The organism is Anabaena azotica SJ-1 (assembly GCF_047275885.1).
GTDB classification, from domain to species: domain Bacteria; phylum Cyanobacteriota; class Cyanobacteriia; order Cyanobacteriales; family Nostocaceae; genus Trichormus_B; species Trichormus_B azotica_A.
This window is the reverse complement of record NZ_CP178454.1, coordinates 2,949,641-2,974,379: the sequence shown is the minus strand read 5'-3', so window position 1 is coordinate 2,974,379 and position 24,739 is coordinate 2,949,641. Positions and strand designations below refer to the sequence as shown.

General features: G+C 38.0%; 25 protein-coding genes. 10 read left to right on the top strand and 15 right to left on the bottom strand.

The annotated features are described in order from the left end of the window. Positions 1-28: 28 nt before the first annotated feature. The 3 genes from nifS to nifB form a co-directional block, all read right to left on the bottom strand. Positions 29-1,237, bottom strand: a complete 1,209-nt coding sequence (gene nifS / locus ACLLO5_RS13045) for a cysteine desulfurase NifS (protein WP_413176081.1) — start codon at positions 1,235-1,237, stop codon at positions 29-31. Between the two features lie 171 nt (positions 1,238-1,408). Then, a complete protein-coding gene (locus ACLLO5_RS13040) occupies positions 1,409-1,747 on the bottom strand; it encodes a 4Fe-4S binding protein (RefSeq protein ID WP_413175888.1) in 339 nt (112 codons plus the stop codon). Positions 1,748-1,856: 109 nt separating this feature from the next. Next, the gene (gene nifB, locus ACLLO5_RS13035; protein ID WP_413176080.1) at positions 1,857-3,296 is read right to left on the bottom strand and encodes a nitrogenase cofactor biosynthesis protein NifB; all 1,440 of its coding nucleotides are present in this window, start codon (positions 3,294-3,296) and stop codon (positions 1,857-1,859) included. A 1,220-nt stretch (positions 3,297-4,516) separates the two neighbouring features. Between nifB and ACLLO5_RS13030 the strand changes: the two genes are divergently transcribed. Together ACLLO5_RS13030 and ACLLO5_RS13025 are read left to right on the top strand one after the other, a co-directional pair. Next, on the top strand, positions 4,517-5,458 hold the full coding sequence (locus tag ACLLO5_RS13030; RefSeq protein ID WP_413175887.1) for an NAD(P)-dependent alcohol dehydrogenase: 942 nt from the start codon (positions 4,517-4,519) through the stop codon (positions 5,456-5,458). A gap of 233 nt (positions 5,459-5,691) precedes the next feature. Beyond that, entirely contained in the window at positions 5,692-6,522 is an 831-nt protein-coding gene (locus ACLLO5_RS13025) for a metallophosphoesterase (RefSeq protein WP_413175886.1), read from the top strand. A 629-nt stretch (positions 6,523-7,151) separates the two neighbouring features. On the opposite strand, the gene ACLLO5_RS13020 is transcribed toward ACLLO5_RS13025, so the two are convergent. Beyond that, positions 7,152-8,684, bottom strand: coding sequence for a gamma-glutamyltransferase (locus tag ACLLO5_RS13020; protein ID WP_413175885.1), 1,533 nt, complete (start codon positions 8,682-8,684; stop codon positions 7,152-7,154). 235 nt (positions 8,685-8,919) lie between these two features. On the opposite strand from ACLLO5_RS13020, the gene ACLLO5_RS13015 reads away from it, so the two are divergent. Both ACLLO5_RS13015 and ACLLO5_RS13010 read left to right on the top strand, forming a co-directional pair. Next, positions 8,920-10,545: an alpha-keto acid decarboxylase family protein gene (locus ACLLO5_RS13015; RefSeq protein WP_413175884.1), complete on the top strand. Its 1,626-nt coding sequence runs from the start codon at positions 8,920-8,922 to the stop codon at positions 10,543-10,545. 279 nt (positions 10,546-10,824) lie between these two features. Beyond that, the gene (locus ACLLO5_RS13010) at positions 10,825-11,856 is read left to right on the top strand and encodes a Glu/Leu/Phe/Val dehydrogenase dimerization domain-containing protein (protein ID WP_413175883.1); all 1,032 of its coding nucleotides are present in this window, start codon (positions 10,825-10,827) and stop codon (positions 11,854-11,856) included. A gap of 226 nt (positions 11,857-12,082) precedes the next feature. Here ACLLO5_RS13010 and ACLLO5_RS13005 read toward each other — a convergent pair whose 3' ends face one another. From ACLLO5_RS13005 to cysE, 9 genes are all read right to left on the bottom strand, one after another. Further along, the gene (locus ACLLO5_RS13005; RefSeq protein ID WP_413175881.1) at positions 12,083-12,856 is read right to left on the bottom strand and encodes a hypothetical protein; all 774 of its coding nucleotides are present in this window, start codon (positions 12,854-12,856) and stop codon (positions 12,083-12,085) included. 32 nt (positions 12,857-12,888) lie between these two features. Next, positions 12,889-13,998, bottom strand: coding sequence for a hypothetical protein (locus ACLLO5_RS13000; RefSeq protein ID WP_413175880.1), 1,110 nt, complete (start codon positions 13,996-13,998; stop codon positions 12,889-12,891). A gap of 404 nt (positions 13,999-14,402) precedes the next feature. After that, on the bottom strand, positions 14,403-14,960 hold the full coding sequence (locus ACLLO5_RS12995; RefSeq protein ID WP_413175879.1) for a (2Fe-2S) ferredoxin domain-containing protein: 558 nt from the start codon (positions 14,958-14,960) through the stop codon (positions 14,403-14,405). A 144-nt stretch (positions 14,961-15,104) separates the two neighbouring features. Further along, positions 15,105-15,308, bottom strand: coding sequence for a putative nitrogen fixation protein NifT (gene nifT / locus ACLLO5_RS12990; RefSeq protein WP_413175878.1), 204 nt, complete (start codon positions 15,306-15,308; stop codon positions 15,105-15,107). Then, positions 15,283-15,570: a nitrogen fixation protein NifZ gene (locus ACLLO5_RS12985; protein WP_413175877.1), complete on the bottom strand. Its 288-nt coding sequence runs from the start codon at positions 15,568-15,570 to the stop codon at positions 15,283-15,285. The genes nifT and ACLLO5_RS12985 overlap by 26 nt, the downstream gene beginning before the upstream one ends. Next, positions 15,557-16,690, bottom strand: a complete 1,134-nt coding sequence (gene nifV, locus ACLLO5_RS12980) for a homocitrate synthase (RefSeq protein WP_413175876.1) — start codon at positions 16,688-16,690, stop codon at positions 15,557-15,559. Before nifV ends, ACLLO5_RS12985 begins: the two co-directional genes overlap by 14 nt. A 489-nt stretch (positions 16,691-17,179) precedes the next feature. Beyond that, the gene (locus tag ACLLO5_RS12975) at positions 17,180-17,377 is read right to left on the bottom strand and encodes a DUF2949 domain-containing protein (protein ID WP_413175875.1); all 198 of its coding nucleotides are present in this window, start codon (positions 17,375-17,377) and stop codon (positions 17,180-17,182) included. A 327-nt stretch (positions 17,378-17,704) separates the two neighbouring features. Continuing rightward, the gene (locus ACLLO5_RS12970) at positions 17,705-17,935 is read right to left on the bottom strand and encodes an Asr1405/Asl0597 family protein (protein ID WP_413175874.1); all 231 of its coding nucleotides are present in this window, start codon (positions 17,933-17,935) and stop codon (positions 17,705-17,707) included. 3 nt (positions 17,936-17,938) lie between these two features. After that, positions 17,939-18,673 carry a serine O-acetyltransferase gene (gene cysE, locus ACLLO5_RS12965; protein WP_413175873.1) on the bottom strand — a complete coding sequence of 245 codons (735 nt, stop codon included), beginning with the start codon at positions 18,671-18,673 and terminating at the stop codon, positions 17,939-17,941. Between the two features lie 583 nt (positions 18,674-19,256). Between cysE and ACLLO5_RS12960 the strand changes: the two genes are divergently transcribed. The 5 genes from ACLLO5_RS12960 to ACLLO5_RS12940 all read left to right on the top strand — a co-directional run bounded on the left by ACLLO5_RS12960 (position 19,257) and on the right by ACLLO5_RS12940 (position 21,156). After that, positions 19,257-19,589 (top strand): DUF433 domain-containing protein, encoded by a 333-nt coding sequence (locus tag ACLLO5_RS12960; protein WP_413175872.1) that lies wholly within the window; start codon positions 19,257-19,259, stop codon positions 19,587-19,589. Then, complete coding sequence (locus ACLLO5_RS12955) at positions 19,586-19,939, top strand: DUF5615 family PIN-like protein (protein ID WP_413175871.1); 354 nt, start codon at positions 19,586-19,588, stop codon at positions 19,937-19,939. Before ACLLO5_RS12960 ends, ACLLO5_RS12955 begins: the two co-directional genes overlap by 4 nt. A 53-nt stretch (positions 19,940-19,992) precedes the next feature. Then, a complete protein-coding gene (locus tag ACLLO5_RS12950) occupies positions 19,993-20,589 on the top strand; it encodes a Uma2 family endonuclease (RefSeq protein ID WP_413176079.1) in 597 nt (198 codons plus the stop codon). Positions 20,590-20,651: 62 nt separating this feature from the next. Then, a complete protein-coding gene (locus ACLLO5_RS12945; protein WP_413176078.1) occupies positions 20,652-20,915 on the top strand; it encodes a hypothetical protein in 264 nt (87 codons plus the stop codon). Continuing rightward, the gene (locus ACLLO5_RS12940; RefSeq protein ID WP_413175870.1) at positions 20,899-21,156 is read left to right on the top strand and encodes a type II toxin-antitoxin system RelE/ParE family toxin; all 258 of its coding nucleotides are present in this window, start codon (positions 20,899-20,901) and stop codon (positions 21,154-21,156) included. Before ACLLO5_RS12945 ends, ACLLO5_RS12940 begins: the two co-directional genes overlap by 17 nt. A gap of 321 nt (positions 21,157-21,477) precedes the next feature. On the opposite strand, the gene ACLLO5_RS12935 is transcribed toward ACLLO5_RS12940, so the two are convergent. Next, entirely contained in the window at positions 21,478-21,750 is a 273-nt protein-coding gene (locus ACLLO5_RS12935) for a hypothetical protein (RefSeq protein WP_413175869.1), read from the bottom strand. Between the two features lie 380 nt (positions 21,751-22,130). Between ACLLO5_RS12935 and ACLLO5_RS12930 the strand changes: the two genes are divergently transcribed. Then, positions 22,131-22,346, top strand: a complete 216-nt coding sequence (locus ACLLO5_RS12930; protein ID WP_413175868.1) for a DUF5615 family PIN-like protein — start codon at positions 22,131-22,133, stop codon at positions 22,344-22,346. A gap of 143 nt (positions 22,347-22,489) precedes the next feature. Here the strand turns inward: ACLLO5_RS12930 and ACLLO5_RS12925 are convergent, their stop codons facing one another. Next, positions 22,490-24,667, bottom strand: coding sequence for a DEAD/DEAH box helicase (locus ACLLO5_RS12925; protein ID WP_413175867.1), 2,178 nt, complete (start codon positions 24,665-24,667; stop codon positions 22,490-22,492). Positions 24,668-24,739: the final 72 nt, after the last annotated feature.

Here is a 24,739-nt window from a genome sequence, read left to right as displayed (position 1 = left end):
CCTGTCACCTGTAACCTGTCACCTAAATTTACCGATTTACTAAAGTATGCTCTTGCTGTTGTAACCAACCCGCTTCATCATTTTTGAAGGGAGATAAAGCGCGGAGACGTTCAACAATTTCCGGCATGATTGCAATTACTTGATCAATTTCTGCTTCGGTGGTGTAGCGACAAAGACTGAAGCGAATTGAACCATGTAAAGTAGTGTAGGGCAAACCCATTGCTCTTAAAACATGGGAGGGTTCAAGTGAACCAGAAGTACAAGCAGAACCAGAGGAAGCACAAATACCGTGCTTATTCAAAAGTAACAGAATTGCTTCACCTTCGATATATTTGAAACCGATGTTGCTAGTATTTGGTAATCTATTTTTCACATCACCATTGACTACACAATCGGGAATTTTAGCAAGTAAACTTTGTTCGAGGCGATCGCGCAATTTTCTTTCTCTCTTAGTCGCCTCTTCCAAGTGTAGCATTTCCAGTTCCGCTGCCTTACCTAAAGCGATAATTCCGGGAACGTTTTCTGTACCTGCTCTCCGTCCTCTTTCTTGATGTCCACCTATTAAGAAGGGACGGAATCTTACACCACGTTTCACATACAAAGCACCAATACCTTTGGGGGCATGAATTTTGTGACCAGACATAGTTAACATATCTATGGTGCTGGTATTCATGTTCAAGGGTACTTTACCTACCGCTTGTACTGCATCAACGTGAAAGATTGCTCCATATTCTTTAACTCTAGCACCAATTTCTTCAATTGGAAAAATAGTGCCGGTTTCATTATTGGCATACATCACTGTTACTAAAGCAGTGTTGCCAGTTAGAGAAGCTTCTAACTCATTCAAGTCTATTTGTCCTTTCTCATTAACTGACAAATAGGTAACTTGATAACCTTGAGTTTCTAATTGTTTGCAGACATTTAAAACTGCGGGATGTTCTACCTGGGAAGTGATGATGTGACGTTTTTCTGGTTGAGATAATAAAGCAGCACGAATAGCCGCATTATCACCTTCAGTTCCACAACTAGTAAAGACTATTTCTGATTCTTGGGCACCAATTAAAGCCGCAATTTGTTCTCTAGCTACCTTCACATTTTTAGCTAATTGCCCACCAAAGGTGTGCATACTAGAAGGATTAGCGTAATAGTCAGTCAGAAAAGGCATCATTGCCTCAATCACCTGGGGATCTACCTTAGTGGTAGCATTATTATCCAGATAGATGCAATCTTTTAGCATAGTTTCCATATTAATTATAAAGTATTAAGGGATTGGTAATTGGTGATTGGTAATTGGTAATTGGTAATTGGTAATTGGTCATTGGTCATTGGTGATTAAATTTCTTCTCTGTCACCTGTCACCTGTCACCTGTCACCTGTTACCTGTCACCTATCACCTATCACCTGTCACCTACACCACTACTTGATTCTTTTGCAATTGTTCCGAAAACTTTTGGGAATAAGTGTTATACCAACACTCCCAATAATCTTGTTTATTTGTTAACTTGGCAATGACCCGGTTATATTTAACAAACCAACTTTCCCAATAATCACTAGGTTCTTTAACGCAACCATCAACAGTAGGACAAACGGCTTTACATTGAGGTACTGTATATATGCCGCCAGCGCAGTTTGTACAAAGTTCAGAATCAATGGAGTGATTACCATCTACGATTTTCACTGCACCAGTAGGACATACAGACAAACAACGCTTGCAGGAAATACACGCTGCGGTAATTTTGTAAGCCATGATTATTCTCCTTGGTGGGGATTGGTGATTGGTTATTGGGGATTGGGTATTGGGGATTGGGTGTTGGGAAGAGTTGTTTCCTGTTCCCCAGTCCCTAATTCCCCAGTCCCTATTCCCCAGTCCCTACATACTGCTGGTAAAATTCAAGTGCGACTTTTTCAATTACGTCGTAAGCTTCCACAGTCTTTATCCCTGCTGCTTCTAATTTCTCTTTGGGACAGTTACCAATTTTGGCAACTAAGACTGCTTTACAATCTGCGATCGCTTTCATTATATTTTCTGCGGTCGCTTCTTCGCCGTATCCACCTTGACAATATTGGTCGATTTTGCGATGACTTACAAAGCGCACTTCATTACCGTCAACTTCGTACACTTGAAATTCTTTCGCATGGCCGAAGTGTTGATTAACTAATCCACCACCTTTAGTCGCTACAGCAACTAAAATTTTCGGACTATTGGCAACTTTCTTACCGGTTTGTACCTTGGCTTTTGCTAGTTTAATTTCTTCTCTAAATTTCTCAATGCCCTCATGAACTTCCTGGCGTGTTTCCAGGTTATATTCTGGAGCCATTTCCAAGAATTTCTCTTTGGTAAATTCCTGGCTGCGGTCTTCTCCTAATAATCCTACCGCATCTGCTCGACACTGGCGACAGTGACGCATCATTTTCATGTTGCCAGAACAGTTATCTTGAACTTCTTTGAGTTCTTTTCCTGTTGGACCACGTTGACCGGTTAAACCGAAATGTGTCCCATGTTCTGGTGCAGAAATTAGCGGCATGATGTTGTGTAAGAATGCACCATTCTCACGAATCATTTTGTTAACTTCCACCAAGTGATGATCATTAATTCCGGGAATCATCACAGAATTAACTTTACACAAAATGTCAGCTTCTTTTAAAGCTTGCAATCCTTCTAACTGCTTTTCTAGCAGAATCTTTGCACCTTCTACACCTTTATAACGCTTGCGTTTGTAATGAACCCAAGCATAAATTTGTGCGCCGATTTCTGGATCAATGGTGTTAAGGGTGATAGTAACGTGATCTATATTTAATTGTTTGATGCGATCGATATATTCTGGTAGCATCAAACCGTTAGTTGATAAGCAAAGCTTTATATCTGGTGCTTTATCTGCAATCAACTCAAAGGTACGGAATGTTTTTTCAGGATTTGCTAAAGGATCACCAGGGCCTGCAACTCCCAAAACTGTCATTTGGGGAATTTTACCTGCAATTACCAACACTTTATGTGCGGCTTCTTCAGGTGTGAGTAATTCACTCACTACTCCAGGTCGGCTTTCGTTAGCACAGTCATACTTGCGGTTACAATAGTTGCATTGAATGTTACACGCTGGTGCAACTGCAACGTGCATCCGTGCATAATGGTGATGTGCTTCTTCACTATAGCAAGGGTGTTTGGCAATGCGTTCTTTGAGCTTTTCGTCCATTTCTGGGGTGGTGCTGCTGTCGCAACCGCAACCACCTGATTTGGCTTGCTTGATATTGGGTTCCTGTTCGGAGGAGGTGAGGAGTCCTGTAGCCGGTAGTGTCATTGAATTTCGCAAAGGTCGGTGGACTAGATAGCCACTGTGGGAGATGCCGTTGCTACTTCCAATGCCTATGAACTGAAGTCGCGTCTTATACTTGCCTCCAGGAATTAACCTGACAATCATACCAAATTTGCATAACTTAAGTATCATTTGAAATTCTGGAGAATTTTCATCCAAAATCCCAAATCTAAATACTAAAATCCAAAAATGATACAAGAGTGGGCAGTAAATCTTTGGGGTTCGGCTGGTGTGTGTCAACGTTGGGGTCTTGGGTAGATTTTGTGTATACAGCCGCGACTTCTATTCACTTCAGGCATGGTGCTATCTCATCCCTCCACTCACTTTAGGCTTCTAACTTTGTTAAGGAGCGTTAAGTGATTGGCGATAAATGATTTATAGCAGCCCTTTTTAGTGAGGTGGCTGGTTGATCTGGGATAGGATTTATTGGATTTATTACGTTTGTACTCAGATTTTGAAACCCCAATCTTTTCAGGATTACAAAAATTAAATAATATTTTTTCGGGTAGGGGTTCTAGTATTTTTCAGTTGGGGTACGAGTATTTATGGAACGGGGTTCAGGATTTATTTGTACTCAGTCAAAACCCAATATCTGTAAGGATTTGGGTAAGATTTTAATTGATTTTACGATAAATTCATCATGTACTCAAACACTCCTCAAATCCTGCCAAAAGCCATAATTTACAAGGATTTGAGGTGGAAAAACTGGAGTAGGATAAGCCGTCTACTCCAGATACGTGCGAAATTCAATTCTGTATACAACATATCATTTTTTTTGAGCTAAAAATGCAGTTCATATTCTTTTAAGTTTTCAATGATTAATAATGCGAATTGCACTTCTAATTCATGTTGAATCATAATTATGGCTTCAATAAAATCATAGCTCTTAATGCAGATTATTTGCAAGTATTTTATTTTTTATAGCTCTTTTGATGGTTTTCAGGTTCTTAAAGCTGTTCGAGAATGAGAAATGATGTCAAATTAAGAAATAGTGAATAGGGAAAGAAATTAATCGTTCTGAACTAGGACTAAAGCTGCGTGTCACACCAAAAATCTATTGTAGGGTGCGTCAGATATCAAAAATCTGTTTATTTACTAGATTTATCCAGTCTGACGCACCTTACCAAGGTGCCAGTTGCATAAGTCCTGTGAACTTTGATCAATAGCTACACTGTAATTATGGTGAACAAAAATAGGGGAAAGCTATGAAAGCCGTCGTTATCCGTCGCTACGGTTCTGCTGAGGTATTGCATTTGGAAAAGGTGGAACAACCAAAAATTAAACTTGATCAGTTACTGGTCAAGGTTCATGCTAGTAGTGTTAATCCCATTGACTGGAAAACCCGCAAGGGAATGTTGAGTATTTTGACCGGGAACAAATTCCCGCTGATTCTGGGTTTTGATGTAGCTGGGGAAGTGGTGGAAGTGGGTTCACAAGTAACACGCTTCAAAGTAGGAGATGCTATTTATGGCAGCACCAGCTTTCCAGGCGGCGCTTATGCAGAATTTGCCGCAATTTCGGAAAATTTAGCGACTCCCAAACCCAACAACTTGAGTTATGCAGAAGCAGCCACCATACCATTAGCGGCGCTAACGGCTCTACAAGCCCTGCGAGACTTGGGCAATATCAAATTAGGACAAAGAGTATTGATTAATGGTGCTTCAGGCGGTGTGGGCATTTTCGCGGTGCAAATTGCTAAGGCATTGGGGGCTGAAGTGACTGGTGTTTGCAGTTCTCGCAATTTGAATTTGGTCAAATCTCTGAATGCAGATTTAGTTATTGATTATACGCACCAGGACTTTACAGAAGGTAATGTGCAGTACGATATTATATTTGATGCAGTTGCTAAACGAGCATTTTCTAATTGCAGAAAAGTTTTAAAGCCTAATGGGGTATATATTTCTACCCTTCCGACACCGGAAGTAATTGTACAGGGTTTTTTAACTATGTTTCTTCCTGGTCAAAAGGTGAAATTTGTGTTAGAGCAGCCGAATAGTCAAGATTTGATTTATTTAAAAGAGTTGATTGAAACAGGTAAAATGCGGACAGTGATCGATCGCACATATCCTCTGGAAGAATTAGCGGCTGCCCATGAGTATAGCGAAGGTGGGCGCACAGTCGGTAAGATTGCGATCGCACTGAGTTAGAATTTCTATTTGATATCCAGTCCGTTTTCCTATAGCTGGTAATTGGGTAGAGGAAAAAATTTATGATTTCTAATGAAGCGGACTTGGTATGATTTGCGAAGAATAGATAGACATCCTCAATTTTGACATCACAACTTTTATGAAATTTCCAAAAAGTTATCTTCTGACTCAGAACAAATTGAAAATTTTTAGTTAACCTATAAAAAATACTACTCAAAATCATTAAACGGCTTATGCACAGGTTATTATCTGGACCGTTGACGACAGAAAGATTAACGGTTAAGATTGCGGGTTTACCTGCATCATTACAAGGTAAAAAACTGGTGCAGATGTCAGATTTTCATTACGATGGTGTGCGATTGTCCGATAAAATGCTAGAAAGAGCGATCGCCATCTGTAACGAAGCACAACCTGATTTAATTATATTAACTGGTGATTATGTAACCACAACTCCAGAACCTATTCATCAACTCACAAAACATTTCCAAAACCTCAAAAGTAATTGTGGTATTTATGCTGTGCTTGGCAACCATGACATAAGTTATGAAAATTCCCAGTCAGTAATTACAACAGCACTAGAAAATATTGGTATTAATGTCCTGTGGAATCAAATCGCTTATCCACTAGGAAATGAATTCCCGTTGGTAGGATTAGCAGACTTTTTTTCTAAAGAATTCAATCCCGGACTAGTCATGAACCAGCTAGACAAAAACACACCATGTCTAGTTTTATCTCATAACCCAGATACAGCTAAAATATTAAATACATGGCGGGTAGATTTACAATTATCCGGTCATACTCATGGAGGACAAATTATCATTCCTGGATTTGGACCAGCATTAATTACTTACAATAAAATAGTCAAAAAAATACCCATTAAATTACGTCGGCGTGTACCATTTTTGAGAAAAAATTACTGTGTAGTCCGACATTGGGAATGGTCACAAGGGTTACATCAATTAGGCAACAATCAACTATATGTAAATAGGGGTTTAGGAACTTATCTCCCAGGACGTTTCTTTTGTCCACCAGAAGTTACAATCATTACTTTAAGTAATTCATAATGCCTTTTTCAGAGGAACTTCGCTAACGTAATTCGTAATTATTTATTTTCTTCTTTGCTCCCCTGCTCCCCTGCTCCCCTGCTCCCCTTCTTCCTGTCACCTGTCACCTGTCACCTGTCACCTGTCACCTATTCCCATAATCAAAATCGCTGTAAATTACGACAGATACAAGTCAGTAAAATACAGCGATTTTTTTGTGAAGATAATTCAATAAAATGGGTTAATCCGAATTAACGACAACAACTAAGGTGGACTAGATTCGTAATCTACTACTCAGGATTGTGCATCCTTCATTCCAACTAGGCAGGCATTTCTGGCTGTGCGTTCAAAAACCTCCAATAACAAATTAATGAAATCAAGTTTTAAACCCAGGAAGCCACAACCTAACAGTGATTACGATAACTTTAGAGCAGGAGGCACAGGCTCTAAGTCAGGTGTTTGTAAGAAAGTTTTTGCTGAACTTTTAACCTTTCTGTACCTTGTTTTTAATCTACCATTAATTTTTTCCTTTGTGTGGTAGTTTTACTAAACTTGAATTTTGTTAATCTATCGCAATAATTGTGAAATCTTTATTAATCTTGTTAGGATTTATTCCTGGTTGTTGCAGTATCTTTGGAAGTAATTTGGTATCAGGTGCCACCACTAGCAACGCCACCTGTACGGCGGGGATCAGCTGCGGCTGATAAACCTTGTTGAGGATGCCACAAAGTGGCCTGAACTCCCCCAAAATACATGGAACGTTGGGGGAAACGGTGGATGATAAATCCTTCTATTTCTGGAATGGGAATACCTGCTTCAATGACTATAGTAGGTGCGCCTTCCCTAGTTTCTACGTGGAGACGAGGATGAGCGATCGCATCTTCTAAGGACATTCCTAAATGGACAAAATTTAGTAATACTTGAGCCAGTGCTGTTGTAATACGGGAAGCACCAGGAGAACCGATGGCTAAAACGCTACCGTCAGCACAGTGGGCAATAGTTGGGGACATATTAGAAGTGAGACGCACTCCTGGTTTTAAATGCTGGCATCCTTGGGGATGAAGTTCAATTTCTCCCAAGGAATTGTTAAACCAAAACCCAGTCCCAGCAACCATTACACCCGAACCATAACCAGCGGAAGCGGTGATGGCACAAGCTAAACCGTTACTATCAACTGCGGAAATGTGGATAGTTGAGGGTGATGTTAACAATGTTTGCGGTTTTCCCACACTGGCTAATTCTAGGAGTTTTGCAGTTGACCCAGTGCGATCGCCAGCCAGGTCGAGATGGTAGTTGCGGTAGTTCAAAACAGCGTGCTGTACCTCTACCATTTGTTTCACCGTGGCTAAATTCCATTCTCTCAAGCAATAACCATCTAACAGCAATAACATCGCCGCCAAACAAGCGCCACCCACAGCCGGAGGCGGGTTAGTGGCAATTTGCCAATCATCAAAATTAATGCAAATGGGCGATCGCTCTATTGCTTGATAAGCAGCAAGATCCGCAGCAGTTAATAAACCTTGATTTTCCTGAATTTCTTTAACTATTCGCTCCCCTAATTCCCCAGTATAAAAAGCCTGTACCCCCTCCTGAGCAATCAATTTCAGGCTCTCAGCTAGTCCAGGAACATGAATAATTTCCCCGTGTTGTACAGGAGTACCATCAACATGGTGTAGAGTCTTGTAGCTTTGAGGATGCCAACTGAAAATAGCTGTATGGGCGTGAAGTAAATATTCCGCCGCACCCCCAGAAAGAGGAAATCCCCGTTCTGCCCATTTTTGTGCTGGTGCTACCACATCTGCCCAAGAAAGATTTCCATACTGTTCCCAAGCCTTGCCTAAAGCTGCAAACATCCCCGGTGTGGCAATAGTTCCATAACCAAGCACCGTACTAATTTTGCCACCATAATCAAAAAATACTTCCCTAATACCTTTGCCAAAACGCTCATTTTCCAGTCCTCGTCCCGGCATTTCTGCATAACCGTCAATGACGATAGGATGGGCATTTGCTGGCCAGATAGTAATAAAACCACTACCACCGGCAGCCATCACCCCCAAATCAGTAGACATAGAAACAATAGTAGCTGCGATCGCCGCATCAACCGCGTTACCTCCTTGATTAGCAACCGCCGCACCAGCATCCGCAGATATTTGAGAACCAGAAGCAATAATTACTTGTGACATATTGGAATCATATAAATCGCTGTTTTTCAACTATGAGTAATAGTCAGGATATCTTTAGGCATTCCACCATTAATTTAGTGCGATCGCTCAATAAATTTGTACAATAAACTTACCCTATTAATTTTAAATCTATTGGTTTGTAAACACTTCAATTATTAACGCAATTACATCCAACCAAAGGCAGATTTATTTTATAAATAAACCCCAAAAAAATCATCAAAAGAGGTAAATAAAAATGCCCCAATTAGCACCACATATATTTAACATCTTAAATCAGCATGGTGTAGAACACGCATTTGGTATACCAGGTGATTTCGCCTTAACCTTATATGATGCCCTAACCGAAAGCAAAATTACACCTATTGTCATGACACATGAACCCTGTGTAGGCTTTGCGGCTGATGCTTATTCCCGCATTCGGGGTTTAGGTTTAGCAGTTGTTACCTACGGCGTTGGTGGGTTAAATATGGTGAATGCTGTAGCTGGTGCTTATGCTGAAAAATCACCATTAGTAATTTTAAGCGGTAGTCCAGGTATAAAAGAACGAAGAAAGCATAATTTACTGCATCATAAAGTTAAAACTTTTGATACCCAAAGGCGTGTTTATGAAGAAGTCACCGTCTATGCAACAGCAATAACTAACGCAGAAACAGCAGATAGAAAAATTCATCGTGCCATTGATTATGCACTAACATTCAAGCGTCCTGTTTATCTAGAAATACCCCGTGACATGGTGTATGCAGAGATGCCAGAAATAGAACACCCACCACCACCGATAAAGCGCACCGATGCTGATACCTTAACGGAAGCACTAACAGAAACCTTGTCAATGCTACACCAGGCTAAATCACCAGTAATTATTGCTTGTGTAGAAGTTCATCGTTTTGGTTTACAGCAGCAACTTTTAGAACTAGCAGAAAAATTAGGTGTGCCAGTTTGCTCAACCATGTTAGGAAAATCAGCTTTTCCCGAAGCACATCCCCAATATATCGGTATTTATAACGGTGAAGCAGGAGATCCAAATGTACAAAAAATAGTTGAAGAATCAGATTGTTTGTTGATGTTGGGAGTGTTCATGACTGACATAAATTTAGGGATGTTTACCGCCCATCTCAACCAAAATTTTACAATTTATGCCACCTCAGAACGTATTGCCATTAAGCATCATGAATATCCCCATATTAGATTTGAAGATTTCATCACCGCCTTAGTAAAAAGTCCAAATCTACCACATTTTAATTCACCTAATATCTATACAATGAAACCGCGTTTAGAACCATCTCCTGATGAAATTTCCATGGGTGGACTACTTTACGAACTCAATCAATTTATAGATAGCAACACCTTACTAGTAACAGATGTAGGAGATGCCTTATTTGCAGGAGATGATATTCAAACAAAACAAGGAACATCTTATTTATCTCCTGCTTTTTATGCCAGTATGGGATTTGGAATTCCGGGAGTAATAGGCGCTCAATTAGCTGAACCATTGCGGAGAGCAGTTGCTTTAGTTGGTGATGGTGCATTCCAAATGACAGGAATGGAATTACTAACAGCGAAACGTTTAGGAATAAAGCCAATAGTTATTATTATCAACAATGGCTCTTATGCTTCCTTGCGAGCAATGGGACATCAACAAGCAGCTTATGTAAATATTCCCACCATTGACTATGCTCAGTTAGCTCAAGTGTTAGGTGGAGGTGGCTTTGTTATCCATACAGATACAGAACTACAGCAAGCTTTACACACAGCTAAAGATAGTGAAACTTTCAGCATTCTTGATGTCAGAATTTCACCAGATGATGTTTCACCCGCTTTACAGAGATTAAGTACATTATTTACCAAAACACTCAAAGGATAGTAACAAAATTAAAAATCTACTCACAATAAAATTTTTATTCCATAAAACAGCAACACTCAAAAATTTACTACCTAGTGCAAGATTGCCTATCTTCTTTATAGCGGTATGTACTTGATTCAAGTACATCATAATAGTGGGTTTCTTGTATCTCACTCAACCAAGAACCGCTAGATCATTTATTCTGCCCACGGTTTTTTTGCCATTATTTTAGTTCATTTAATCTATATTTATTAACTGAAAATTAATCAATTTTACTATCATCAACGAGAGGAAAATGTCATGCAAATATTTTCACATATCGTCGAAATGGGACATGAACAAGTAATATTTTGTTATCATAAAGAAGCAGGATTAAAAGCCATTATTGCCATACATAATACTAATCTTGGTGCAGCTTTAGGCGGGACAAGGTTGTTTCCTTATGCAAATGATGAAGATGCTTTAAAAGATGTTCTTCGCCTCAGTCGCGCCATGACTTATAAAGCAGCTTGTGCAAATATTCCTGTAGGTGGAGGTAAAGGTGTAATTATTGCCAATCCTGACCAGAAAACTGATAAATTATTTTCTACTTATGGACGTTTTGTTGAGAATCTTCAGGGACGTTTTATTACAGGTCAGGATGTAAATATTTCTCTGGAAGATACCTATAAAATGTCTGAGCAAACAAGCTATATTGTAGGGTTATTAGAACGATATGGTGGTTGTAGTCGCGCTACTGCTATAGGAATTAATTCAGGAATGAAAGCAGCAGTAGATTTTTATTTAGGTAAGAAAAATCTCCAAGGATTGAAAATAGCAATTCAAGGAGTGGGAAAGGTTGGTAAAAATCTCTGTCAGATTTTATCTGAGGAAGAAGTGGAAATTTTTGTCAGTGATCCAATTGCAGAAAGATTAGCAGAATTAAAACATTTATATCAGGTAAATGTTGTAGATTTAGAGGAGATTTATGAAATTGATGTTGATCTCTTTGCTCCCTGTGCTTTAGGTGGCGTTATCAATAGCTCAACCATTCCTAAACTTAAAGCCAAAATTATTGCTGGTGGTGCAAATAATCAGCTTGAAAATGAAGAATTAGATAGTCAGATGTTAGCTGAGAGAAATATTTTATATTGTCCTGATTATGTCATTAATGCGGGAGGTTTAATTAATGTCTATGATGAAATGGTGGATTTAGATGAGGAGAATTCTTTAGCAAGGGTGAGAAACATAGGTGATACTCTGATGGAAGTATTTCAAATTTCTCAAAATGAGAATATTACAACATTAGCAGCATCGAAGCGTTTAGCGGAAAATCGGTTTTTGGGTGGTTAAAAATAATCAGCAGGGATTTTGAGATTTGAGAAAATTTTTAAACAAAATTTGCAATTCATAGGAAAGCAAGAATCCCCGACATAGAAGTCGGGGAATATATCAACCTACGGATGCGAATAAATAAGTAATGGGACAGAATTAATTACACAACTAATTTTTCTGTTCCCTGTTAAGAGTTCCCTGTTCCCTCTCTCAACGAGTGAATTTAATTTTGTCCAACTACTTACTACTTAATTGCAGCCCTTAATGTTGTGAGATTTTTACCAATTGCCACAAAGTTTGAGTTGCGTGACAGTTTCTGAAGAGTTGCTGGTTCGCTTTCTAGCACAATCTTGTTGTAGATATTAATAGTTTCGTTCAGTTTGTTAGCATTCACAGTTACTGCTTCATTAGTTTCAGCGATAGTTAAACCAGCTTTTGACGCTTTAATGCTGGCTATTAGCCGTGCTTGTGATGACTCAAGTGAAGGAAGACTAGATGTACTAGAAGCAGCGGGGATTTGGATAATCTGAGATGCTGCACCTGTTAATTCTTTTGCTAATTGTGAAGAAAGCCCATTTGAAATTAAGGATGCTTGCAATCCACTACTGTTAATTGGTAAGAATATACCAGCACGACCACTAGCAACTATAGCAGCAGCAGCACGATTCAGCTGCTGTACAGCCGTACTTGAAAGATCAATACGTAGAGAACCATCCGCTGCTTCTGTGACAGTCACATTAGGCGTAGCTCCGCTTACAGATCCCGCAGTACCTCTACTGGGTGATGAAATAGGGTTATTACCTGAGCCTGTGTTTCCACCTCCACTCCCAGAACCTGCTGTACCTTTACTTGGTGATGAAATAACTGTACCACCAGAGCCTGTGCTTCCACCACCACTCCCAGAACCTGCTGTACCTTTACTTGGTGAATTAGTTTGCGCTTGATTTGTTAACTGCCAAGTAAACGAGATTAAAGGTGTCAGAAGAAGGGCAATAACAATTGTTCTAATTTTCAACATGGTTATTCTCTAAATTGTAAATGTTGAAGCGTTTATTTAGGTAGGAAATTGAAACCATAGCCCACTGTCACAACAAATACAGTACCGCCAGCACTGTTATCCGTGAGATCCGCACCTTGAAGAGTAATAGTCAACGGAATGGTAGACACAGGAACTAATGAAATTCCGGCATTTAAACCGACTCCACTCCAACCCAGACCTACACCTACCTGGGGATGAACTTGCAGACCCATTCCTGCAAATATACCTGTACTCTCATTACCTTGTCGGAAGTCGCCACCACCTGCTCCTACAGAAAAGGAGATGGCCATTGGATTGACAGGATTGTTAGGCTGTAAAAGAGAATATGTGGTGAGTACACCATAGGCACCAGAAGGTCTAATACCTTCATTACCGTACTGGGCAAATGTATTCCAGCCACCAGCCACAGCAACTTGAGTGTTGCCTTGAGCATAGACAACACGGTGAGCTTTGAAATCAAAAGTGCCGTTATAACCGAAGTTTTTGATACTACCGTTGTTGAAGGTGAATTCCAAACCAATTAGATTGTAGGCATCTCCTAAACCAAAGCCTGCACTCATACTTGCGTCTGGGTCTCCGTTCCTACTTTTACCTGCTGTAGCGCCCGATCCTACTACAAATAAGTCTCCCCAGTTCGCCCCAAAAGCACTCGGAGCGCCAAAACTGAGTCCAGGTTGATAGGTGCGTTTGGGTAGAGGGGTTATTTTAACCAGGGGTTCAATTAATAAATCCTGGCGTGATTTATTAACATCTAATTTATCACCCGCGCTGGTTGAGGCATCTATCTTTTGAGTGATAGTCTGGGGCTGAGTAGGAGAAAGTTTCTTGGCTTGATCAGAAGTATCACCCGCGCTGGTTGAGACATCTATCTGTTGGGTGATAGTCAGTGGTTTTTTGATCTGAATTAAAGGTTGATTAAGTTCAACAGCTAGCTGTTGGGATTTTTGGCTGATATTTTCAGTCGCTAATTCCTTGCTTGCGGCATCAGTAACTGATCTATCAACCGCAGATGCAGATTTAATGGCAACAGATGTAGATAGGAAAAGGCAACCGAATAGATTTATTCCCATCAACAGCAGCCAATTAGCGGAAATTACATTGGCAAATTGGCGTTTACTCAAAGTTATAGTCCTCACACTCTTATACAATTAAATTATTGAACTAAGAGGATGTTTTGAAAGTACCAAAAGGTAGAAATTAGCGTTGTTTTTTGTGTTAAATACAACAGCAAATCAAATTTGCACTCATATAAATATATGAGTAGCCATGTTAATTTTGATAGTAAAAGACCCTTTTAAAATATCCTCTAATATAACATTCCTACAGACCTTAATTAAACACTTCCGGAAAAGAAAATAAAGACAAAAAATGCCACATAAAAATGTTTATGTAAGGTTTACATAAAACACATATTTAGTTCTTGTCAGACATCTATTATGTAGATTACGTAAAGTAAATTTCTATGTTCTCAAGGTGCTGTTATGTTCAAATTTCAGCTTCATATTTGTGAGTTTTATTACAATATTTATCCATGTTTAAAACATCCTTCTAAATAGTTTTCTAACAAAGAGGCGATTGCATCTGGATGAATCTTTTTGTATTGCTTTTTACCCAACATCAAAACACAATTGGGTGCGCTGCTACAACGTTTTTGACAGTCAGTATGTTCAATTTTTACTTTGTCTAACAAACCGCGATCGCACAAAGTTTTTTCTAACTCTGATAATAACCCTTTACCACCTCGTTTCATACAACCAGATTTTTGACAGACCATGATCTTGGCTGTAGTTTCTGGTAGATGATTATGAATTGGACAAAAACCAACAGGTTGGACTCCATAAGCTGTGAGCTTCAGTTTACTTGTCCGTGGGTTTAGTTTACTGATAGCATTAACGCGAATTTGTTCACCAGGAACTAAAGTAGCAACCAGGGAACAACGCAAATCTTTAGGTAATTTTATTTTTACATCTCCTGAAGGAATTGCTAACTGCAAATGTTTATATTTTTCTGGTTTATCACCAACAAAACCTAAAAACTGTCCTTCCAAATTCAATTTCGATAAGGTCTGGTACTTTTCACCCATATTGATAACTCAATTTTGTGATAGAAAATAATAAACCCCACGTTTCTGGGGTAATGTTGCTGATCTAAAGGAAGAAGGAAGAGGAAAAATATATTTTTGTTATTTTTACCTATTACCTTCTAGCTTTACTCATTTGTGATAATTTTAAGCTAGGCGTTTAGCTTCTACTGTTAGGGGTAAACTTTCCTTAGCTGGAATTTCACTAAATTCTAATTCCCAACCATTAGCTAAAGTGAGAACTTTACCTGCATCACTATCTGTTTGTTTAACAACTTCTTCTTCTAGGTCTTTTTTAGCGACATAGACAACCAATGTTCCAGCATCATTCATCCGTAGCATTACTTTCATTTTTTTCCTCAGCAGATTCTAGTTCTCTTTTCCGACAACCGATGATGTACCCTGTATCTAAAAAATGCACGGCATATATATAGTAGGCTTGCAAAAAAGTTCCTATACTTGCCACATAACCCACGTCTCCAATTCTTGCTAATACTTCACCAATTTCTCTACCGGCAAAAGTACCATCGTTTTTGATTAGTTTCTTAACTCGGACTTTTTCGCCAATTTCAAAAATCGGTGGTGAGTCAAGTTCTATTTCATCGCGTTGCATGGGAATACCTCTGTTCACTTACTAAATTCAATAACTCTTCTGTGGTGAGACTGCGTTTTTTCAGTGTTGATTGTAAGCGCACTGCATCTAATACAGACTGGGTTTCTTTTGAGTTTAAAAAGATACCGTACTGTTCTAACAAGTTAGATAATAAATGCCTTCCAGAATGTTTGCCTACTACTAAACGACGTTCCCAACCTACTTCTTCTGGTGAAAATGGTTCATAGGTTTCTGGGTTTTTGAGTACACCATGAGCATGAATTCCAGACTCGTGAGCAAAGGTATTTTCACCAACAATTGCTTTCCAAGGTGGGACGTTTGCACCTGATGCAGCAGCAACTAATTGAGATAGTCCTAATAAATGTCGCGTGTCAATTCCTAAATCAACACCGTAGATACATTTTATGGCCATGACAACTTCTTCTAAAGCTGCATTTCCTGCTCTTTCACCTAAACCATTAACGGTGGTATTAACAGAAGTTGCTCCGGCTTTAATACCGGCAATAGCGTTAGCAGTTGCTAGTCCAAAATCATTATGGGTGTGAATCTCTACAGGAATTGATAAAGTAGATACTAATCGCGTAACTTTGAGGTGAGTTCCAAAGGGATCAAGGACTCCAACTGTATCGCAAAAACGAAATCTTGACGCACCCCATTCTTGAGCGTATAATGCAACATCTTCGAGGAAGTTTTCATCGGCTCTAGAAGAATCTTCTCCTCCTACTGCAACCCAAAGACCATTATCAACTGCGAAGCTAATACAGTCTTTGAGTCTTTGTAAGCTTACTCTCCATTGACCATGAAATTTAGCAGCAATTTGTATACCAGAAACGGGAATAGCAATATGTATTCTTTCTAATCCACAGGCAATAGAAGCTTTAATATCTGAGATGACAGCGCGATTCCAACCTAGTAATTTAGCATCTAAATCTAAGTCGGCAATTGCTTGAATTGCACGGATTTCTTCTTCTCCCATTGCGGGTATGCCGACTTCTAATTCGGGAACACCAATGGCATCAAGAAATTGAGCGATCGCTACTTTTTCTTCTAAGTTAAAAGCAACACCTGCTGCTTGCTCACCATCACGTAATGTAGTATCATTAATAATGATTTGACTCATCTCAAACATTCCTTTAGCCGAGTTTTTACTAATACCCTTTAACGCTACAATTTCCAGTAATAATAGATATGAAACAAATATTAAAAAATTTCAAATAAATGCTAAAAATAGCACCCACTTATTAAACACACTTGATCATATTTAATTATTGCTCAATAACTCACACCATATCTGTATGGCAGAAAACCAAATCTTGGTATAATTTACAAGGTCTTCTTTCTGTCATGATTTGGATTTTCTACAAATAGGCAGTAGCTAATATAGCTATTCGTAAGTCCCGTAAATAATAAGATACTCAGTCCAGCAATTAAACTAGCAATCATAGTCGCAACCTCAACTTTTTAAGATAATTGTTAGGTGGTATAAGCAATTTATATTTCACAAATAGTCGCTTCACGTCTAAGTGTAGAAATTTTAACCGACATCTAAAACTAGATGAAAAACTTATTCCATAGCATTTTTAACTTTTAATTTTGAATTTTTAATTGTTTAAGCGTGTTCTGCTAACCAATCAAAAATCTGTTCTAATTGTTCTAAATTAATGAAGCCATATTGCCAAAGCAGCATAGGGATGGGACCTTTATCTAATTCGCGGTGTCGCAAAGCAACAGCAATATCCGCTTTTGAAAGTTCCAGTTCATTATGCAAAAATTGAAGTAACTGTTTATCGCTGTTTCGGTGTACCATAATCTGACGTTGAAAATACCAAACTAGACAAAATTACAAAATGCTAACCCCAAGGATACTTAATAACTTCACTCTGTTTAGGAATGAAATATGTCAGAGAAATCTGAGATTTAGCAGAGTAAGTGAAACCTAAGCTTAGGTTAATTTCTTGCTTTCGGCAAGCTCTTTTGTGAGTGAACAATAACTTGGAGTTTTTTGGAGAGTAAATTATGCTTACATCATCAATTTTCCTCTCATATTGTATTGTTTAGACATTTTTTCAGTTAGAAATTGTCTTCATTAATGCCAATTTGAGATGGTGGATGTTGGATTTGAATTGAAGATGATTTAACTGTGACTCCAACAACCTTCTAACCATTCCACCAACTCACAACGAGAAGCTAAAAATTGCATGACTGTACTGCGGACAAGTATTGCTTCTTGCAAACTATTGACTTGTACTCGCAAAGAACCATCCGGAGGACAGGAACAAGTAATCATTAATTCTTGCAAACGGTGATAAATTTGCCATCTATCACTTAAAGGAATCTGCAAAACTTGTTCACCAAGTGACAGCATAATTCAATGATCCTCATCCTGGTGTTGATTCTTTAGGGTTTGTAGTTGTTGTTCTAGCTTCTCAATTCGGGAAACCAAGGAACGAATTATTCCCGCTTCTACATCGGGTAACTTGCCATGTTCTAGGGGAGAAAGACGTTTGCTTTGTTTATGAGAAATAATGCGGCCAGGAATACCCACAACAGTGGAATCTGGAGGAACATCACGTAACACAATTGAACCTGCACCTATACGCACGCGATCGCTAATTTGAATATTTCCCAAAACCTTCGCACCCGCACCCACAACAACGTTATTACCTAAAGTTGGATGACGTTTACCGCTTTCTTTCCCAGTTCCACCCAGAGTTACACCTTGATAAATAAGTGCATAATCTCCCACAATGGCAGTTTCACCAATCACAACACCCATGCCATGATCAATAAATACACCTTTACCAATTTCTGCACCTGGATGAATTTCAATTCCTGTTAAAAACCTTCCCAAGTGGGAAATTAAACGAGGAATAAAACCCACTTTACGGATGTGTAACCAGTGCGCGAGACGATGAAAACAAAGAGCATGAAATCCAGGATAACAAAATATCACCTCTAACCAATTACGTGCGGCTGGATCACGCTCAAAAATGATGCCAAAATCACTCATTAATGGCTCAAAAAAACCGCCAGGACGTTGATTTTTCCGCAAGTCTGTAATTGCAGTTTGGGTTTGACTAATACTGTCTAAAGACTGTTGCATCGGTACTGTCTGGTTAAAAGAGCCATGTTGTGTTTTTCTGCTTATATCAGGTGACTCGAAAGCAAACAAAACCACAGATACCGATTGGATTTATTGAATTTATTACGATTGTACTCAATAGGTTTAAACCCCTATTTAACAGAAGTTTACATTTTCTGTTGGGGTAAGGGTACTAGCTTTTTATCACAGGGGTACTGGTATTTTTGGGGTAGGGTTTGAGGTTTTTTGTACTCAAGATAAATCTATTTACCTGTGAGACTTACAGCGATTTAGGCAAGATATTTTGAGATATATTAAGTTGTACTCTTATGCTCAAAAACGTCGCATTTATGACAGGAAATATACGTTTTATGTATTTGCTGTTACTATTATTAGTGTAGAGTTTTGGTAGTTAAAAAACCGATTTCTTTATTTTGTTTTAGGATTTTATTTTCTGTATGTGGGAATACAAAATGTAATAGGTAGGAAGATAAGAAAAGTTGAGCATCTATATAATTTTACTTAGCTTGGGTTTTTATATTGTGTTATAATCAAAATTTACGAATTCATCTAAGTTTTTATGTAAATAGTAGTTATTAACCCTATGACATTAGCAGCAACGCAAACCAAACAATATATCGAACAGCGAAATGAAGGTTATTGGATAGAGGGAACGAGAATTTCCCTAGATTCAATTGTATATAGTTTTCTCAATGGAGATGCGCCAGAAATTATAGCCCAAAACTTTCCCTTATTGTCACTAGAACAAGTATATGGCGCTATAGCATTCTATCTTGCTAACAAAGAAGTAATTGATGCTTATTTAAAACAAGGTGAGGTAGAGTTTGAGAAGTTACAACAATCTGCTAGAGAAAAGAATCCGCTTCTATATCAGAAGTTAAAAACTGCTCAAATACAGAAGCAACAAAAAGCATGACATTAATTCGATTTCAAGCAGATGCTGACCTCAAACAAGCGATTGTTACTGGCACAATACGGAGGCAACCAAACCTTGATTTTCAATCAGCATACATAGCAAACTTAGAAGGTAAAAAAGACCCAGCAGTCTTAGCAATAGCAGCACAGGAAGGCAGAATTCTTGTTACCCATGACAGAAAAACAATGCCCGCTGAGTTTGGTAAATTTATCATGTCCCAAAGTAGTGCAGGAGTTTTGATTCTTTCCCAGAGTTTATCAATTAGTGAAGCAATTGAAGCCATTATCTTAGTTTGGGAAGTTTCCAATGCTGAAGAATGGGATAATCAAATTATGTCAATTCCATTTTGAATTTATTCAAGACGGACAGATTGAATTTACTGAATTTCCAAAAGATGTGAACAATAGATAAAATATTTTTTCGTAATGCTGAGGCAACTATACAATCTCCTACCCTCACCAACCCATTAGACAATTTTCTTCAACAACCCAATATTGAAGCCTCTCCTGCTTGGGAGTTTATCCAGGGAAAAGCCCAGCAAAAACCCATTCCAACGCTGTTTCATTCGCGCCTCCAACGTAACCTTGTTAACGCCATCAACAGCCAAACTACCACCTACGAAGCTATCCAAGAACTCCGCTGTATCGTACCTCCCATGTCTCCTGTAGCTGATATTTCGGTTGTTAAGAGCGATCTGCTTGCAGCAGCGCTTCGCTATCGTCTTACTGATGAAGATGGATCGCTACAAGGTTCACCAGACTGGTTAATTGAAATTCGCTCCCCCGATCAAAGTACCTTAGACATACAACACAAAATCCTCCACTGCTTGAGTAACGGGACACAGCTTGCTTGGCTCATTGATATTCAAAGAAAGCAAATTTGGGTGTGGGAAAATCAAGAATTACCTCTTATTTATGCTGATCATGATGCACTCCCCACCCTTGGTAACATTTTAGAATTAACTGTTGCAAATGTGATGGCAATGACTCAGCAAAGATGATTTATGAACAGATGTATTAATAATCGTGGTATAATAAAAAAATGATTAACACCACAAGACTTATGCTAAAAACAGTCGAAGGTATTTATCGAGACGGACAGATTGAATTTACCGAAATTCCCGAAAATGTCAATAATAGCACCCAGGTTCTCATTACTTTTCTCGATCCTGGTAAAATTGACCCTAGCAAGATACGCCAATTAATTGAGCATTTGGAAACTATTGCTGGTATTCAGCAGGGTTTTGAAGAACTCAACAGTGGCCAAACTCGTCCTCTTACAGATTTTATTGAGGAAATGCAAAAGAAATATGACATTTCAAGTTGAAATTACTCCAATTGCTGAAAAACAGATTGAGCAAGCATATCGTTGGTATCGAAAACGTAATCCTGAATTTGCTGACACCTGGTTTCGGGGATTGATGAATGCTATTGCTACCTTACAAGATAAACCCCAACGTTGTGCTTTAGCAGTTGAACATGAGATTTTTTTGAACAAGTTCGTCAATTGCTTTATGGTAAATCTAAAAATATTTACAGAGTGCTGTTTACAATCAGAGAAAATATAGTATCTGTTTTATATGTTCGCCATGCTTCTCAAGCACCTATGACTGTGGATGATTTAGAGGATTTAATTTAATTTTGTTCTAATTAAATAATGTCCTATTCCACCTGCTTGATAACCTCCAAAGGTAAATCTAGCGCCTCTGCAATTTGCTCATCACTTAAACCAAAATACCGTAACTTATCAATTTTTTCTATTTGTGCTTTATTCTTTTTACGCTGCTGTAATTTAGTATTTATAGAATGATTTTTATCTGATTTATTTTTAGGTTGTTTAGAACCAATATTTATACAGCCAATTATATTTTGATTAATACTTTTATCACCTAAAAAAGATTCACATTTCCCTGTCGTTCCAGAACAGATTTAAGATTACCTTTATCAACTGGTTCATCAAAAATATCAGATAACATTTGCAAAAGTTCGTAACCTACATCCTTGGTATGACCGGCACTACAACCACAATTTTCGGCTATATCTGCATACTTTTGATGCTTTAGTGTTCCCTCAATAACTCCACGTTGTAAGTCATTCAGATGCTGTCCTGTGTTGAGATAAACAGCCTCATCTACAAGTTGTAGTAGTTCGTTAACCTGCATATTTAGGAATATAAAGGTACATAAGTAATTTTAGCAGACTTTATCCGTATTTATCAGCTTTTTTCCGTCTTTTTGGTAATTTTTTTTGCGATCCGCTTTTTTCCGCTTTTCAGGTTTGGGTGTGTGGTGTAGGGTGGGTATAAATAAACGCGAGTTTGAAGTTGGAAAACCCTATTACAGAGAGGATATCAATATGATCAATCAGTTAATCGGAGCATTAGTATTAGTATTCAGTCTATGGTTAGCTGGATTTCTCCTTGGTTTCATTGTAGAATTCACGTCAGCTATATTTGGATTTTAAGAACTACACAAAAATAGTAATGATCAGAAAATTTTTCCTTTTCAGTATTGTAATCCTAATAATAGGCTCATTGCTATTCTTGGATAATTTAGAATCCAAAGCAGAATCTATAATTGACAATGTTACTACAACTTCAGAAGCCGGATTAATTGGTGTATCAGACAGAGAACAAATTGCTTTTGCTTTATCTGAAAACCGGATATTGATTACTCATGATGATGATTTTGTCATCCTTCATCGTAGTGGTATAACTCATGCAGGAATTACGTATTGCAGGGGAAACGCCGTTCAATAGGTGAGATTTTAAATACTTTAATTCTGATTTGGGAAACTCTTGAACTAGAAGATATGAAAAATCAACTTGAGTTTTTGTAAAATGATACTAAATAGATAAATTAACTCAAGAATAAATATGAAATGTTTAACACTAATTTACAATCACTCATTCATTTTTATTTGCAAGGAAACTAACCGCCTCATTTCTTCCATATCTAAATAATCATTAACAAACGCTTTCCTTAAAAGTTCGTGGGGAATAAACTGATCATATTTTTGCAACTCTGGCGCTTCTGCATGACTAACTAAATGTTCTGCGGTAATTCTTTGCTCACATAAAGAAGCTATTTCTGGATAAACAGAAGAGAATTTATCCTTACCTAATTTCAAAGTCAAATAATAGGGATTTGTCCCACCAATACTGCTGATTTCCAAAGATTCTCGACAAAAGCAATTAAGCAATCTTTCTAAGGTACGGTAAGCCACAGTACCCATCCAAGGAAATATACAGCATTTGTTTTTTTCTAATTGTATGATATTCTGTTTATCTAATCCGGCTTTTTGTGTTAATTTGCGAACTTCCTGCAAACGGGATTGAGCATTTTTCTGTAAATAACTGTATTCTGTATCTTCTAACAAAACCTGACGCATTCGTTGTAAAATTTTGGTATGAATATTACCACTACCACCACGCCAATAAATACTGGCTTTCCCCTCAACTTGCTTGACAAAAATAGCTTTCTTTTTGAAATCAACTTCTAAAACTTCCCAACTTCTTCCCGCTAAAGAAAATTGATTACCCACGGACGGAGGTGTGACAATACTACCAATCTCTGTTCCATTTTGTTTGACTACATACTCTTGATTATCAGCAAAGACGGCATAAAATTGAAATTTATTAACTATTTTTTCACCAGCTAAACCAATAATTAATTTACCATGTTCAGTTTTTTGAATATGATTAATATCAATTAAATAGTTTAACAGTAACTTGTAATCACTTTGAGAAATATTAGTAAATGGTGATAAGCTAAAAATTTGTTGAGCTAAAGCAGCAGGAGAAACTGCCCCCCTTGCGGCTAAAATACTCATTGTTTGATGATAAAGCAAACTCAAAGGATATTTAATGGGCTGAATTGGTTCAATCCAACGTTCTTCTAAATAAAGTTGAATAATAGCGATAGACTGCAAAAGTTGCCAGGGAATTTGTTCTGCTAATGAAGTTTCTGCTAATGGTTTTTCTTCTGCACAAATAAAACGCATATCCGCAGATTCTCCCCTTCTGCCACTTCTTCCTAATCTTTGTAAAAAACTAGCAACAGATAAAGGTGATTCTAACTGAATTACTCTTTCTAAATGACCGATATCTATACCTAATTCTAGAGTTAAAGTGGCAGCAGTTACAGCCGGAGTATGAGGTTCACGCATGGCATTTTCAGCGGCTTGTCGCAAACTGGCAGATATACTACCGTGATGGACATGATATATATCTGGAAATCCTGCTGTTTTGGCTATTTGCCGCAAAGAAGAAATAATAGATTCTGTTTGGGTGCGGTTGTTAGCAAAGATTAGACATTTACGAGATTTAGTAATATTGAAAATATATTGTTCATAATCTGATGTTTCTACATCTTTATTAATAAAAAAATGTTCTATAGCTAATTTAATTTGGCGGTTTCCCGCTTCAATTTTTGGTGTAATTACCTGTTTATCTGTTCCTGAACTTAACCATTCTTCAGCCATTGAGTAATCACCGAGAGTTGCGGATAAACCAATGCGGCGGGGTTGAGTTTTGGTAAATTTTGCTAACCGCTGTAATTGACAAATAATTTGACAACCTCTTTCTGAACCCATAAAGGCGTGAATTTCATCAATAATGATAAAACGCAAATCACCAAATAATTTAATTAATTCCTGCTGTTTGTTAATTAATAAACTTTCTAGAGATTCCGGTGTAATTTGTAGAATACCTTGGGGATTTTTTAAAAGTTTGTTTTTGTGACTTTGACCAACATCACCATGCCAAGAACATACAGGTATATCTGCCGTTTTTAATAAGTCATTCAGGCGTGCAAATTGATCATTAATTAAAGCTTTGATGGGACTAATATATAATACGCTTATTGTGGTAGCGGGGTTTTCTTGTAATAACGTTAAAACTGGTAAAAATGCTGCTTCCGTTTTTCCCGCAGCGGTGGACGCAGCAACTAGTAAATGAGCATCGGTGTTAAATATGACTTCACACGCAGCAATTTGTACTGGTCTTAATTCTGTCCAATTATGAAGATAAATGTATTCTTGGATAAAGGATGCAAGTTTAGAAAATGTGCTGTTATTCATAGATGAAAGAATAATCACAGAATACTGTGTTTCACGATAGTTGCTGACCTCAGTAAGCTTACAGTAATCTAG